Source organism: Haloechinothrix halophila YIM 93223, from assembly GCF_000504245.1.
Lineage (GTDB): Bacteria > Actinomycetota > Actinomycetes > Mycobacteriales > Pseudonocardiaceae > Haloechinothrix_A > Haloechinothrix_A halophila.
Genome location: NZ_KI632509.1, coordinates 954466 through 968507 on the forward strand (window position 1 = coordinate 954466; position 14042 = coordinate 968507).

Annotated in this window: 16 protein-coding genes; 4 read left to right on the forward strand and 12 right to left on the reverse strand. The window is 67.6% G+C overall.

Annotated elements, in window-relative coordinates; genetic code table 11:
- Window positions 1-8: 8 nt before the first annotated feature.
- The 6 genes from paaE to paaZ all read right to left on the reverse strand — a co-directional run bounded on the left by paaE (window position 9) and on the right by paaZ (window position 5806).
- Window positions 9-1091, reverse strand: coding sequence for a 1,2-phenylacetyl-CoA epoxidase subunit PaaE (gene paaE, locus AMYHA_RS04435; protein WP_034268221.1), 1083 nt, complete (start codon window positions 1089-1091; stop codon window positions 9-11).
- The gene (gene paaD / locus AMYHA_RS04440; RefSeq protein ID WP_034268224.1) at window positions 1091-1591 is read right to left on the reverse strand and encodes a 1,2-phenylacetyl-CoA epoxidase subunit PaaD; all 501 of its coding nucleotides are present in this window, start codon (window positions 1589-1591) and stop codon (window positions 1091-1093) included. The genes paaE and paaD overlap by 1 nt, the downstream gene beginning before the upstream one ends.
- Window positions 1585-2463 (reverse strand): 1,2-phenylacetyl-CoA epoxidase subunit PaaC, encoded by an 879-nt coding sequence (gene paaC, locus AMYHA_RS04445; RefSeq protein WP_034268227.1) that lies wholly within the window; start codon window positions 2461-2463, stop codon window positions 1585-1587. Before paaC ends, paaD begins: the two co-directional genes overlap by 7 nt.
- A 12-nt stretch (window positions 2464-2475) precedes the next feature.
- Window positions 2476-2769, reverse strand: coding sequence for a 1,2-phenylacetyl-CoA epoxidase subunit PaaB (paaB, locus tag AMYHA_RS04450; RefSeq protein WP_034275783.1), 294 nt, complete (start codon window positions 2767-2769; stop codon window positions 2476-2478).
- Between the two features lie 62 nt (window positions 2770-2831).
- Window positions 2832-3770, reverse strand: coding sequence for a 1,2-phenylacetyl-CoA epoxidase subunit PaaA (gene paaA / locus AMYHA_RS04455; RefSeq protein ID WP_034268229.1), 939 nt, complete (start codon window positions 3768-3770; stop codon window positions 2832-2834).
- Window positions 3767-5806 (reverse strand): phenylacetic acid degradation bifunctional protein PaaZ, encoded by a 2040-nt coding sequence (paaZ, locus tag AMYHA_RS04460; protein ID WP_034268231.1) that lies wholly within the window; start codon window positions 5804-5806, stop codon window positions 3767-3769. The genes paaA and paaZ overlap by 4 nt, the downstream gene beginning before the upstream one ends.
- Before the next feature lie 240 nt (window positions 5807-6046).
- On the opposite strand from paaZ, the gene paaI reads away from it, so the two are divergent.
- The 3 genes from paaI to pip are packed head-to-tail and all read left to right on the forward strand — an operon-like array spanning window position 6047 to window position 8728.
- Window positions 6047-6439: a hydroxyphenylacetyl-CoA thioesterase PaaI gene (gene paaI / locus AMYHA_RS04465; protein WP_034275785.1), complete on the forward strand. Its 393-nt coding sequence runs from the start codon at window positions 6047-6049 to the stop codon at window positions 6437-6439.
- Window positions 6436-7770: a phenylacetate--CoA ligase PaaK gene (paaK, locus tag AMYHA_RS04470; protein WP_051399536.1), complete on the forward strand. Its 1335-nt coding sequence runs from the start codon at window positions 6436-6438 to the stop codon at window positions 7768-7770. The genes paaI and paaK overlap by 4 nt, the downstream gene beginning before the upstream one ends.
- On the forward strand, window positions 7760-8728 hold the full coding sequence (gene pip, locus AMYHA_RS04475; protein ID WP_034268234.1) for a prolyl aminopeptidase: 969 nt from the start codon (window positions 7760-7762) through the stop codon (window positions 8726-8728). Before paaK ends, pip begins: the two co-directional genes overlap by 11 nt.
- 2 nt (window positions 8729-8730) lie before the next feature.
- On the opposite strand, the gene AMYHA_RS04480 is transcribed toward pip, so the two are convergent.
- The 5 genes from AMYHA_RS04480 to AMYHA_RS04500 form a co-directional block, all read right to left on the reverse strand.
- A complete protein-coding gene (locus AMYHA_RS04480) occupies window positions 8731-9054 on the reverse strand; it encodes an antibiotic biosynthesis monooxygenase family protein (RefSeq protein ID WP_034268237.1) in 324 nt (107 codons plus the stop codon).
- A gap of 87 nt (window positions 9055-9141) precedes the next feature.
- On the reverse strand, window positions 9142-9360 hold the full coding sequence (locus tag AMYHA_RS04485; protein ID WP_034268239.1) for a hypothetical protein: 219 nt from the start codon (window positions 9358-9360) through the stop codon (window positions 9142-9144).
- Between the two features lie 163 nt (window positions 9361-9523).
- Window positions 9524-10402, reverse strand: a complete 879-nt coding sequence (locus AMYHA_RS04490) for an alpha/beta fold hydrolase (RefSeq protein WP_034268242.1) — start codon at window positions 10400-10402, stop codon at window positions 9524-9526.
- 119 nt (window positions 10403-10521) lie between these two features.
- Entirely contained in the window at window positions 10522-11337 is an 816-nt protein-coding gene (locus tag AMYHA_RS04495) for a SigB/SigF/SigG family RNA polymerase sigma factor (RefSeq protein ID WP_034275791.1), read from the reverse strand.
- A gap of 5 nt (window positions 11338-11342) precedes the next feature.
- Entirely contained in the window at window positions 11343-11774 is a 432-nt protein-coding gene (locus tag AMYHA_RS04500) for an ATP-binding protein (RefSeq protein ID WP_034268244.1), read from the reverse strand.
- A gap of 222 nt (window positions 11775-11996) precedes the next feature.
- Between AMYHA_RS04500 and AMYHA_RS04505 the strand changes: the two genes are divergently transcribed.
- Window positions 11997-12752, forward strand: a complete 756-nt coding sequence (locus tag AMYHA_RS04505; protein ID WP_034268246.1) for a sulfite exporter TauE/SafE family protein — start codon at window positions 11997-11999, stop codon at window positions 12750-12752.
- Between the two features lie 76 nt (window positions 12753-12828).
- Here the strand turns inward: AMYHA_RS04505 and hisC are convergent, their stop codons facing one another.
- Window positions 12829-13881 carry a histidinol-phosphate transaminase gene (hisC, locus tag AMYHA_RS04510; RefSeq protein ID WP_034268249.1) on the reverse strand — a complete coding sequence of 351 codons (1053 nt, stop codon included), beginning with the start codon at window positions 13879-13881 and terminating at the stop codon, window positions 12829-12831.
- Between the last annotated feature and the right edge of the window lie 161 nt (window positions 13882-14042).

Here is a 14042-nt window from a genome sequence, read left to right on the forward strand (position 1 = left end):
GTCCCCGGTTAGGCGTCGTAGTCGACCTCGACCGTGTCGGTAATCGGATGGCTCTGGCAGGTCAGTACGAAACCCTCGTCGAGTTCGGATTGCTCCAACGCGAAGTTGCGCCGCAGGTCGACCTTGCCGGATGTCACCTTCGCTCGGCAGGTGCCGCACACCCCGCCCTTGCAAGCGAACGGCAGGTCAGGGCGACCCCGCTGCGCACCCTCAAGCACTGACGTCCCCGCGGGAACGGCCACTGTGGTGGCACGCCCATCGAGCCGCACCGTGACCTCGCTGCTCGCGCCCTCGATCTCCGGCTCGGGGTGCGTGGCGGGCGCTGGCGGCAGGTCGCCGACGTAGAACAGCTCCTGGTGTATCCGTTCGTTGGCGACGTCGGCCTCGAGCAGCACATCCCGGATGTCGGTGACCATCCCGAACGGCCCGCACAGCCACCAGTAATCCACCAGCGCCGGGTCACCGAGCAGTGGCAGCAGCGCACGCAGCCGGTCGGCGTCGAGTCGCCCGGTGAACAGCTCGACCTCGCGCGGTTCGCGGGAGAGCACGTGGATCAGCTCGAGCCGGGTTGGGTGGCGATCCTTCAGGTCGGCCAGCTCCTCGGCGAACATCACCGTGCTGGTACGCCGGTTGCCGTACAGCAGCGTGACCGTGGCCTCTGGGTGCCGCAGCACTGATGCCGCGATCGACAGCGCTGGCGTGATGCCTGACCCGGCCACGACCAGCACGTGATGCCCGCCAGCGTCGAGGTCGGGGGTGAACGTGCCGGTCGGCGGGGACACCTCGATCTCATCGCCGGGCTGGACTTCGTGCACCAGCCAAGACGAGAACAGCCCGTCCGGCACCTCGCGCACGCCGATGCGCGGCTGGGCACCCGCGGGCGCGCAGATCGAGTAGTTGCGGCGTTCCTCGCGGCCGTCGATGTGTCGGCGCAGCACGAGCGACTGGCCGGGCAGGAAGTCATAGCGGTCGGCGAGTTCGTCGGGGACGTCGAAGGTGACCGCGACAGCGTCGTCGCACAACCGCGTCACATCGGCGACGGTCAACGGGTGAAACTCGCCGCGAATCCGGGACGGTGCTGGGGCGGTCACTAGATCTCCTTGACGTGTTCGAACGGTTCGGCGCAGGTCCGGCAGCGCCGCAGCGACTTGCACGCCGTCGCGGAGAACCGCGACAGCTCCTCGGTCTCCGCCGCGCCGCAGTGCGGGCACCGCACGGCGTGTGACACCGGCGGGGCGAGGGTGAGCGGGATCGGGCCGTCGTTGCGTGGCGCGGTGCCTGGCGGGGAGATACCCGCCTCGGCGAGCTTGCGACGTCCTTCCTCGGTGATCCAGTCGCTGCTCCACGGCGGGTGCAGCACGGTGCGCACCTCGACGTCGTCGTATCCGGCGTCGTGCAGGGCGTGCACCAGGTCGTCGCGCATGGTGTCCATCGCCGGGCAGCCGGTGTAGGTCGGTGTGATGGTGACGACCACCGTGCCGCCGGATTCGGACACCTCGCGCAGCACGCCGAGGTCGGCGAGGGTGAGCATCGGCAGCTCCGGGTCGGTCACCGTCTCGGCGACCGCGCGGGCGTCGGTGAGCGTCACCATGTCGCCTCCGGGTGCGCTCGTGCCAGGCTCTGCATCTCGGCGAGCAGGTAGCCCATCTCCTCGGTGTGCACGCCGTCGCGGCCCTTGCGGCCGGAGACACCCGCACGCGGGGAGATGTCCGGCACGGCCAGCGTCGCGGCGGAGCAAACCTGGGTGAGCACGTCGTCGAACTCCGCGCGTAGTGACTCGGGATCGACCGCGATGCCGGACAGCCGCTCGATCACAGGGTGAGACTCGAACAGCTCACCGACGTAGGGCCATACCTCGTCCAAACCGGACTGCATCCGCTGGTGCGAGTAGTCGGTGCCGTCACCGAGCCGCACCGTCCACTGTGCTGCGTAGTCGCGGTGGTAGGTGACTTCCTTGACACCCTTCGCGGCGATCGCGGCCAGCACCTGGTCGCGCGAGTCGGTCAGTCGTTGCAGCAGCGCGAGTCGCCACGTGGCGAACACCAGCAGCCGCGCGATGCTGAACGCGAAGTCACCATTGGACAGCTCGGCCAGCCGGACGTTGCGGAACTCGTTTTCATCGCGGAAGAACGCCAGCGCGTCCTCCGAGCGCTCGACGCCCTCCGCCTTGCCCGCGCGTGTCAGCAGCAGCCGCGCCTGGCCGAGCAGGTCAAGCCCGATGTTGGCCAGCGCGACCTCATCCTCCAGTTCCGGCGCATGGGTGCACCACTCCTGCAACCGCTGCGAGGCGATCAGCGCGTCATCGCCAAGCATCAGGCAGTACGCCGCGAGATCGTCACCGTCCACACCGGACGGCAGCGACGTGTCCACACCGGAGAGTGGATCCTCGAAGCCGGTGCCGAATGCCCAGCGGGTCTCGTCGTTGGCCTCGCTGACCGCTTCGTAGGCGTTGTCAAAGCTCATCACGCGTCACGCTCACATGTGGGGCACGTTGTCGGGGATGTCGTAGAACGTCGGGTGCCGGTACACCTTGTCCGCACTTGGCGCGAAGAACGGGTCCTTCTCATCAGGGCTGGACGCCGTGATGTCGGCCGCCTTCACGACCCAGATGCTCACGCCCTCGTTGCGCCGCGTGTACAGATCCCGGGCGTGGTGGATCGCCATCTCGTCGTCGGCGGCGTGCAGCGAGCCGACGTGCACGTGGTTCAGCCCGCGCTTGCTGCGCACGAACACCTCGTATAACGGCCACTCGTGCTTCACCGGCTCCATCTCAGTCATGCCGCCTCCTGCCCGTCGTGAGTGTTGATTGGTGTTCTAACCCTGCTACGCACTCACGACTCCTTTGCCTTGCGCGCGTGCGCGGCCGCGGCCTCGCGAACCCACGCGCCATCGTCGTGCGCCCGCTTGCGATGGGCGACGCGCTGCGCGTTGCACGGGCCGTTGCCGCGCAGCACCTCCTTGAACTCGCTCCAGTCGATCTCGCCGAAGTCGTAGTGCCCGCGCTCGGCGTTCCACCGCAGGTCGGGATCGGGCAGCGTCACGCCCAACGCCTCAGCCTGCGGAACCGTCATGTCGACAAATCGCTGGCGCAGCTCGTCGTTGGTGTGGCGCTTGATCTTCCATGCCATCGACTGCGCGGTGTTGGGCGAGTCGCCGTCCGGCGGACCGAACATCATCAGTGACGGCCACCACCAGCGATCCGTCGCGTCCTGCACCATCTCCCGCTGCGCCTCGGTGCCGCGCATCATCGCCATCAGCAGCTCGTAGCCCTGTCGCTGGTGGAACGACTCCTCCTTGCAGATGCGGATCATCGCCCGCGCGTACGGCCCGTACGAGCAGCGGCACAGCGGCACCTGGTTGCAGATCGCGGCGCCGTCGACCAGCCAGCCGATCACACCGACGTCGGCGAACGTCAACGTCGGGTAGTTGAAGATCGACGAGTACTTCTGCGTCCCGCTGATCAGCCGCTCGGTCAAGTCGCCCCGGTCGGCGCCGAGCGTTTCGGCCGCCGAGTACAGATACAGACCGTGACCGGCCTCGTCCTGGACCTTCGCGAGCAGGATCGCCTTACGCCGCAATGACGGCGCGCGGCTGATCCAGTTGCGCTCCGGTTGCATCCCAATGATCTCCGAATGCGCGTGCTGGGCGATCTGCCGGATCAGCGTCGCCCGATACTTCTCCGGCACCCAGTCGCGCGGCTCGATCCGCTGGTCGGCCTCGATGGTGCGCTCGAAGTGCCGCTCCAGGTCGGGCAGTTCGGTGGTGGTCACTTCTGCTCCTTGGACACGAGGGTCAGGACGTCGTACTTCGCTACCGACTCGCCATCGGCGTTGGTGACGTCGGTGTCCCAGCGGACTTCGCCGTAGTCGGCGTTCTCGCGCGGGATGATCTGCTTGGCGGTCAGCGTGACGGTCAGCTCGTCGCCGGCCTTGACCGGCGTGAGGAAGCGCAGGTTCTCGAGGCCGTAGTTGGCCAGCACCGGCCCCGGCTCTGGTGCGACGAACAGCCCGGCCGCGAACGACACGACCAGGTAGCCGTGCGCCACGATGCCGCCGAACAGCGGGTTCGCCGCGGCCGCTTCCTCGTCGGTGTGGGCGTAGAAGGTGTCGCCGGTGAATTCCGCGAAGTGCGCGATGTCCTCCCGGGTGACCTGGCGCGGGCCAGCCACCACGGTGTCGCCCACTCGCAGCTCGGCGAGCGACTTACGGAACGGGTGGGTGCCCTCGGTGCGGGGTGCGCCTGGCACCCACTGCCCGGTGACCTTGGTCAGCACCGTCGGACTGGCCTGCACGGCGGTGCGCTGCATGTGGTGCTTGACGCCGTTGAGGCCGCCCATCTCCTCGCCGCCACCGGCGCGGCCGGGCCCGCCATGCACCAGGCCTGGCAGCGGGGAGCCGTGCCCGGTGGACTCCTTGGCGTCGTCGGTGTCCAGTACAAGCAGCCTGCCGTGCCACGGCGCGACACCGAGCACGACCTCGCGCGCGAACGCCGCGTCTCCGGTGACCACCGACCCGACGAGGCTGCCCTCGCCCTTGGCGGCCAGCTCGATGACCTGCTCGGTCGACGTGTACGGGATTAGTGTCGCCACTGGCCCGAACGCCTCCACCTGGTGCGGTTCCGCGCGTTCTGGGTCGTCCACCCGCAACAGGACGGGAGAGATGAACGCGCCCCGCTCGACATCCGCGTCCACGACGTCGACCTGCTCGGGGTCGCCGTAGACGACGGTGCCGACGTCCATCAGCGACTTGAGCGACCGCCGCACCTCCTCGCGCTGTTCGAGGCTGGCCAGCGCGCCCATGCGGACGCCGTCGCTGGTCGGGTTGCCGACGGTGACCTTCGCGAGTCGTTCGGACGCGGCAGCGGCGACGTCGTCCATCAGCTCGGCTGGCACGAATGCGCGGCGGATCGCGGTGCACTTCTGGCCAGCCTTGACGGTCATCTCGGTGACTAGCTGCTTGATGTAGAGGTCGAACTCCGGCGTGCCCTGTGCGGCGTCCGGGCCGAGGATCGACAGGTTCAGCGAGTCGGCCTCGGCGTTGAACCGCACCGCGTTGCGCACGATGCTCGGGTGTGCGCGGAGCTGGCTCGCGGTGGACGCCGATCCGGTGAACGACACGACGTCCTGCGCGGTGACGTGGTCGAGCAGATCCCCCGCGCTGCCGCAGACCAGCTGCAGCGAGCCCTCAGGGAGGATGCCCGACTCGACGATCAGCTCAACCAGCCGATGCGTGAGGTACGCGGTCTGGCTGGCGGGCTTCACGAGCGACGGCATTCCGGCGAGGAACGCGGGCGCGAACTTCTCCAGCGGTCCCCACACCGGGAAGTTGAACGCGTTGATCTGCACCGCGACGCCGCGCATCGGGCTGAGGATGTGCTGGCCGACGAACGTGCCGCCCTTGCTCAGCGGCTCGACGGCACCCTCGGCGTAGACGGTGTCGTTCGGCAGCTCCCGCCTGCCCTTGCTCGAATAGGTGAACAGCACGCCGATGCCGCCGTCGATGTCGAACTTCGAGTCGCCGAGCGTCGCGCCGGTCTTGGCGGACAGCGTGTACAGCTCGTCCCGGTGTTCCCGCAGGTGAGAGGCGAGCGCCTTGAGTAGTGCGCCGCGCTGGTGAAAGGTCAGCTCCCGCAGCGCCGCTCCGCCGACTCGGCGGCCGTAGTCCAGCGCGGCGGCCATGTCGATGCCGGTGGTGGACACCCGTGCGATCTCCTCGCCGGTCGTCGCGTCGTGCACGGGGGTGCCCGCGTCGGCCGGAGTGTGCCAGTCGCCGGATACGTAGCTGCGCAGGGGACTTTCGGACGCCATGGGTGACCTTTCACTCTCGCTGGGGAGTATTAACTTACCGGGTGTTCAGTAATTCATGCTAGCGCGGTCTGCGGGCCGGGGAAAGGGAGTCACTGCGCTGTGGGTCGATCGTCTTGACAGTGGTGGTCAGGCTGCCGTTGACTGGCCACGCGCAGGTCAATTACCAACCATTCGGTCAGGTAGCGAGGCGGTGGAGCGGTGGCGGACCCATCGGCGGACGCGCGGAACGCGGCCGAGCGGATGCTGGACGCGGACGCGGCGTCGCGCGCGCTCGGCATCGAGCTGACCGAGGTGTCCGACGGGCACGCGGTGGCGACGATGACGGTGACGGACCTGATGGTCAACGGCCACGACATCGCCCACGGCGGCTATGTCTTCCTGTTGGCGGACACGGCCTTCGCCTGCGCATGCAACAGCCACGGCCCGGTCACCGTCGCCGCGGGCGCCGAGGTCTCGTTTGTCGCGTCTGCCCGGCTTGGCGACGTCCTGGTCGCTACCGCCGATGAGCGGACGCGCTTCGGGCGCAACGGGATCTACGACGTCACCGTGCGGCGCGCTGGCGCCGAGGGGGCCGTCATCGCGGAGTTTCGCGGCAGGAGCCGCACCATCGAGCGGAACGGGGAGGCAGGGTGACGGCTGAGACCACTGGCATCGCGTCGGCCGGGTGGGACGATGCGGAGCGGCTGAGCCCAGACGAACTGCGGGAACGCCAGCTCACGCGGTTGCAGTGGACGCTGCGCCACGCCTACGAGAACGTGCCGGCGTACCGGCGGAAGTTCGACGAGGCAGGCGTGCGGCCGGAGGACTGCCGTTCCCTGGACGACCTCGCCCGGTTCCCCTTCACCACCAAGCACGACCTGCGCGAGAACTACCCGTTCGGCATGTTCGCGGTGCCGAGGGAACAGGTGAGCCGGATCCATGCGTCCAGCGGCACGACGGGCAAACCCACCGTCGTGGGCTATACCCAGTCCGACGTCGGCATGTGGGCCGACGTGGTGGCGCGCTCCATCCGCGCCGCGGGTGGTCGCCCTGGCGACGTGGTTCACGTTGCCTATGGTTATGGGCTGTTCACGGGCGGCCTCGGCGCGCACTACGGTGCCGAGAAACTCGGCTGCACGGTCGTCCCCGCGTCCGGTGGCATGACCGCGCGCCAGGTGCAGCTCATCACCGACTTCCAGCCAGCGGTCATCATGGTGACGCCGTCCTACCTGCTCACACTGCTGGATGAGTTCGAGCGGCAGGGCATCGACCCGCGCGGCACCTCGCTGCGGGTGGGCATCTTCGGTGCCGAGCCGTGGACCGAGGAGATGCGCCGTGAGATCGAGGAGCGGATGAACATCGACGCGGTCGACATCTACGGGCTGTCCGAGGTGATCGGCCCGGGCGTCGCGCAGGAGTGCGTCGAGACCAAGGATGGCCTGCACATCTGGGAGGACCACTTCTACCCCGAGGTCATCGACCCGATAGAAGAACACGTGCTGCCGGAAGGCGAGCGCGGCGAGCTGGTGTTCACTTCGCTCACCAAGGAAGCATTCCCGATCATTCGCTACCGCACCCGCGACCTGACCCGGCTACTGCCGGGCACCGCGCGGCCCGCGTTCCGGCGGATGGAGAAGGTCACCGGACGCAGCGACGACATGATCATCCTGCGCGGCGTGAACGTCTTCCCCACTCAGATCGAGGAACTGCTACTCCCGATCGAGGGGCTGTCACCGCACTTCCAACTTGTACTGTCCATAGCCGATCGATTGGACCGGATGACCGTGCGGGTCGAGGCGGACCCCGCTGCTTCGGCGGACCAGCGGCGCGCGGCAGCTGACGAGCTGATCGCGCGGGTGAAGGACAGTGTCGGCGTGAGCGTCGCCGTCGACGTCGCCGATCCTGACACGTTGGAGCGGTCGTTGGGGAAAATGCGTCGCGTGATCGACGAGCGTCCCGCTAACGTCCGGGGACATGACAGCTGACCACGTGCTGTACCCGCCGATCGAGCCGTACCGCCACGGAATGCTCGATGTCGGTGACGGGAACTTCGTCTACTGGGAGGAATGCGGCAACCCCGACGGGAAACCGGCGCTCGTGGTGCACGGCGGGCCGGGCACGGGCTGCGGGGCTAGCGCGAGGCAGCGATTCGACCCCGAGCGCTACCGGGTCGTGCTGTTCGATCAACGCGGCTGCGGGCGCAGCACCCCGCACGCCAGCGACCCGGCCACTGAAATGCGGCACAACACGACGCACCACCTGCTGTCCGATATGGAACAGCTACGTGAACACCTCGGCATCGAGCGCTGGTTGATGTACGGAGGTTCGTGGGGATCCACATTGATCCTCGCCTACGCTGAGCGCTATCCACAACGGACGTCCGAAATCGTCATCAACGGCGTCACGATGTCCCGTCGGCGTGAGATCGACTGGCTCTTCCGCGGTGCGGGGCGGTTCTTCCCCGAGCAGTGGGAGCGGTTCCGTGCGGGCGTGCCAGAGTCCGAACGAGACGGTGATCTGCTCGCCGCCTACGCCCGCCTGATGGAAGACCCGGACGCGGACGTGCGAGCGCGTGCCGCCGCCGACTGGAGCGCGTGGGAGGACGCTGTCCTCTCGCTGGAGCCGAACGGCATCCCGAACGCCTTCAGCGGCCGGCCTTCCGACGCACTGATCGCACTGGTGCGGATCTGCGCGCACTACTTCTCGCACGGCATGTGGCTCGACGACGACGAACTGCTCCGCAACGCCGACCGCCTCGCGGGCATCCCCGGTGTGCTGGTCCACGGTCGCCTCGACCTCAGCGGGCCGCTGGAGACGCCGTGGCTGCTGGACCGGGCGTGGCCGGACGCGGAGTTGGTCGTGATCGACGATTCCGGTCACACCGGCAGCGACGCGCTTCGCGCCCGGATCGTCGCCGCGCTGGACGGCTTCGCGGGGCGGTAGCCTCACCCCGCTTCGGTGTACTCCGCCAGGTCGGCCGTGATGCCGAGCCGGTCGATGAGGGCTTTGGGGTCGAAGCCGTCCTGCTGGTGCTTGCGCCGCATCGCCTCGCGTGCTGACGCGAGCTCATCGGCGTTTTCCCAGGCCGCGAGGGTCATGATGATGACGGCGCCGTCATCGGACGGCTTCTCCAGGATGAGGTCGTGGACGAATCCGGGGAGTGCGCGGAGGTGGTCGTGCGTGCGGTGGACGTTGGTCAGGAATTCGTCCCGCGCGGAAGGCGGAACGGTGAAGGTGTCGACCCGGTAGACGGTGCCCTGTGTGCCCATGGTTTCCCCTCGTGTGGTGGACTGCCATGGGTCACGCTAGAACTTCAAGTCAACTTGAAGTCAAGTACTGAGCTTGAGGTCGGACGCTCACTCAGGAGGCTCGTCGGGACCGGCGTTCGTGCTCTCCGGATCCTCGGTATCGATGTCCTGCATGAACGCGGGCTCTCTAGTGTTGTCCTCATCGCGACGCTGCTCGGCGCGTTCGCCGAAGACGCGCTCCTCCAGCGCATCCACGGCATCCTCCGGGCGGGTGGTTGGGTCGTCCGGCATGTCGCGGTCTCGGTCACCGTCGGCTGGTTGGGTCACTGTGTCGGCACCTCCTTGTCGTCCATGCTTCCCTTGGTGATCGTTCGGCGGCAACCGGAGACCCGGTGTCGCTGGCGTGGGGTACCCCACCTGGAGTTTTCTAACCGGACGGGGCCACGTGCCGCATCGACGTGGGTGATCGACAACTCCACCAGCGGCACGTCTACGCGACGGCGGTGGCGCGCCGCGCCGTTTGCTCGATCATGTCGGCGAACCGAGGCCATAGCGGCTCCGGCAGGTCGTGGCCCATGCCGTTGATGACGTGCAGTTCGGCTCCGGGAATGGCGCGTACCGTCGCCAGGCCGCAGCCGACGTTGATGAGCAAGTCATCCGCGCCATGGATGGCGCTCGTTGGCACCCGCAACCGCTTGAGCTGGGGCGTGCGGTCCTGTGCGGCGAGCGCTGCCGCGAGCTGCCGAGCGGTGCCCGCCCGGTTGAGGCCCCGATCGAATGTCCGCTCGGCGCGGGTGCGTAGTCGTTTCTCGTCGGCGGGATAGGCAGGCGAGCCGATCACGCTCGCCATCCGCAAATGGTGCGCGATGTAGCTGTCGCGGTCGCGCGGCGGGGCGGTGAGTAGCGTCGTCACGGCCTTGTGGTGTGGCCGCCAGACCAGCCGGTTGCCGGTATGCGACATGATCGACGTCAGCGAGCGCACCCGATCGGGGTGCCGGATGGCCATGACCTGACCGATCATGCCGCCCAGCGACGCGCCGACGACGTGCGCGGACGCGACGCCGAGCCGTGTGAGCAGCTCGGCTGTGTCGTCGGACATGTCGTCCAGCGAGTAGGCGGTCTTCCTGCCAAGGTATGCGGCGGGCAGGCTTACCGCACCGCCGATCGACGACGAGCGACCGCAGTCGCGGTTGTCGAACCGGATGGTGTGGAAACCGCGTTCGGCGAGCAGCTGGCAGAACTCGTCGTCCCACCAGATCATTGGCGCCGACAGGCCCATGATCAGTAACAGCGGCTCACCATCGGGTGGCCCGAACGTTTCATAGCAGACATCGACGCCGTTGACGCCTTCCGCGAACTGCTCGGGCATGCGCTTCCACCTTTCCCGTGATCAGAACACCAGGGTAGGCGGAAGGTCGATTCGCTGCGCAGATCTCCTCGACGACATGCCCAACGGCCGTGCCGTGCCAGGCCGCGTGCGTGCGCGGGCTATTCGCTGGTCGCGGCTTCCTCGGTGTCGTTGTTCTCCAACAGGCCCTGGCGGAGCTTGGCCAAGGTGCGGCTGAGCAGGCGCGACACGTGCATCTGCGAGATGCCGACGCGTTCGGCGATCTGGGTTTGCGTCAGGTTGTAGTAGAAGCGCAGCGCGATGATGTGCCGTTCCCGCTGCGGCAGGTCGCGGATGAGCGGCTCAAGAGCCTCGTGGTTCTCGACGCCCTCCAAACCGCTGTCCTGCTCCCCGATGGCCTCGCCGAGCGGCATCCCCTCGCCGTCGTTGCCGAGTGACTCGTCCAGCGAGGACGCGTGGTACGCCTGGCCCGCTTCGAGCCCCTCGTAGACCTCGTCCTTGCTGATGCCGAGATGCGTGGCGATCTCCGCCGGTGTCGGTGCCCTGCCCAGTTGCTGCGCGAGCCGTGTGCTCGCTCCGGACACCGACAGGTGTAGCTCCTTGAGCCTGCGTGGCACTCGCATCGCCCAGCTCGCGTCGCGGAAGTGCCTGCGGACCTCGCCCATCACGGTCGGCACAGCGTAGGAGAGGAAGTCGCTGCCCTTGTCCGGCTCGAACCGGTCCACCGCGTTGATCAGCCCGACGGTGGCGACCTGTACCAGGTCCTCTTTCGGGGTGCCCCTACCTGCGAACCGGTGCGCGATGTGCTCTGCCAGCGGCAGATACCCCGTGACCAGTTCGTCCCGGAGCGCCTCGCGACGCGGGTCGTCCTCCTCAAGGGCGGCAAGCTCGTCAAACAGCGGGACGAGGTGGTCGTACTCATGTGACGAGTGCCGCTGCTGCGATGTCGTCGCCACCTGTTTCACCGCATGACCACCGGCCTGCGCTTGACGAACTCGATGTGCACCTGGTGCAACGAGTCTTCAAGCCGATCGGCCCAGCTCGATACGCCGTCGGTGAGTGTGGTGAGCACGCGCCAGCCGAACGTGGACTCGCTCGGTCTCACGTCCTCCGACGACGTGATGGTCACGGTGAACATGATGTCGTCGGCGCCGATGGTGAACCGGCACGACAACACCGAACCGGCGACGGCATGAGTGATCAGGGAGGAGCACGCCTCGTCGACCGCCAGCTCGAGGTCGGAGATCGCGTCGACGTCGAAGTCGGCACGCATCGCGATATTGACGGCCACGGCGCGAACGATTGGCAGGTGGACCAGGTTCGCGCCGAGGCGCATTTCGATGTCATCCTTAGCGCCGAGCTCGCTCTCGGTGCGTTGCTGCGGATCTGCCACGTTTCACCACGTTCATCGACGACTGTTTCCTGCCGCGAGTATCGCTGTCCTCGCGGACACTCTGCCGTGCGATGGCCCGTTCCGCAGCGGCATGGCCCTCGCACGACTTGCCTTGATTACCCACCTCAGCGCCAATTCAATCCTGGTTCGGTCGATGGGGTTCGGTGAGGGCTGCGCCACTTCCGCTTCGCGGCGATAGCAAGATCGGCTTAGCCTGCAACGATGACCTGGTGGCATGCGGTGGTGATCTCGGCGGCTGGCATCTGGGCTGGCATGATCAACACTGTGGTTGGCTCCGGCACCCTGGTGACCTTTCCCGTGCTGATCACCCTTGGTTATCCGCCGGTCACGGCAACGACGTCCAATGCCGTCGGTCTCATCCCCGGCGCCATCAGCGGCTCCATCGGCTACCGGGAGGAACTCAAGGGACAGGCGGGCAGGGTCACCCGGCTCGCCATCGGGTCCGTCGTCGGTGCGATCGGCGGCGCGACCCTGCTGCTCGGGCTACCCCCTGACACGTTCGAGACCGTCGTGCCGTGGCTGATCGGTCTCGCGCTGGTCCTGGTGGTCGCGCAGCCCAAAGTGAGTGCATGGGTATTGCGCCGCAGCGGCAGCGCCGACGGACACGGTGGTCCGATCCTGTTCGGGCTCGTACTGCTGATCGGCGTCTACGGTGGCTACTTCACCGCAGCGCAGGGCGTGATGCTGATGGCGGTGCTCGGCATGTTCCTGAACGAGTCGTTGCAGCGGCTCAACGGCGTCAAGAACGTGCTCGCCGCGGTAGTCAATGCCGTCGCTGGTGTTATCTACTCCTTCTATGCTCCGGTGAGCTGGCCAGTGATCGGCCTGCTCGCGGTCAGTTCCACGGTCGGCGGCCTGCTCGGTGCGAAGATTGGCCGCAAACTCCCACCGCGCGTGCTGCGCGCCGTCATTGTGCTTGTCGCCGTTGTCGCCATCGTCAAGCTGGTGCTCGACTGACGGGACTGGGTGGTTCCAGGTCTAGGTGGGGCCAAGGCCTGGGGCGGCACCGGTGGCGTGCCGCCCCGAGCCGAGGTCAGCGCGAGAACGACGCCGCGACGGCGAGCAGGGTGTCGTTCTCCTCTGGTGTGCCGATGGTGACGCGCACGCCGTCACCGACGAAGGGTCGCACGACCAGCTTGCTCTCCAGCGCGTGCTCCGCGAAGTCGGCCGCGCGATCACCGAGCGGCAGCCACACGAAGTTCGCCTGCGACTCGGGAACGTCGTAGCCCGCCGCGCGCAGGCCGTCGCGCACCCGATCCCGTTCCGCGACCAGTTCGACGCATCGGGCGAGCAGCTCCTTCTCGGCGTCGAGCGAGGCCAACGCGGCGGCCTGCGCGACGGAGTTGACGCTGAACGGCACGTAGACCTTGCGGGTAGCCGACACCACGGTCTCGTTCGAGATGAGGTAGCCGACCCGCAGCCCGGCGAGCCCGTAGGCCTTGGAGAACGTGCGTAGTACGGCCACGTTGTCCCTGTCGGGCAACAGCGTGAGCCCGTCCGGCACGTCCGGGTCGGTCACGTACTCCCGGTAGGCCTCGTCCAGTACGACCAGGACGTCGTCCGGCACGGTGTCCAGGAAACGTTCGAGTGCCTCGCGACGCACCGCGGTGCCGGTCGGGTTGTTCGGGTTGCACACGAACACGACCCGGGTCTTCGAGGTGATCGCTGCGGCCATGGCGTCGAGGTCGTGGGTGCAGGTGTCGTCGAGCGGCACGGTGACCTGCTGTGCGCCGACGACCTGGGTGATGATGGGGTATGCCTCGAACGAGCGCCAGGCGAACAGCACCTCGTCCCCAGGGGCGCAGAACGCCTGGATGAGCTGTTGACACAGCGACACCGAGCCACAGCCGATCGCGACCTGGTCCTGGCTGACGTCCAGCTTCGACGCGAGTCGCTCGACCAGCGCGAACGCGCCCATATCGGGATAGCGGTTGACCGACTTCGCCGCGTCGGCGATGACGTCGAGCACGCTGGGCAGCGGGCCTAGCGGGACTTCGTTGCTTGCCAGTTTGATGGCGCCGGGAATGGAACGTCCCGGCACATAGGCCGGCAGCGAGTCGAGATCGGCGCGCGGCGAGACGGGCATAAGTCAGCTCCTGGTCTTCTCCGGTGCTCATGGCACGTCGGTTGTGCGTGGGTCCCACGCGAGGTACGGCGTCGAGGTTAGCGGTTTTCTCGGCGTGCGCATCGGGCAAATCACGCTTACCCTGCTCGCGCGGTCGATTTTGCCCGCGAGTGGAGCCACTC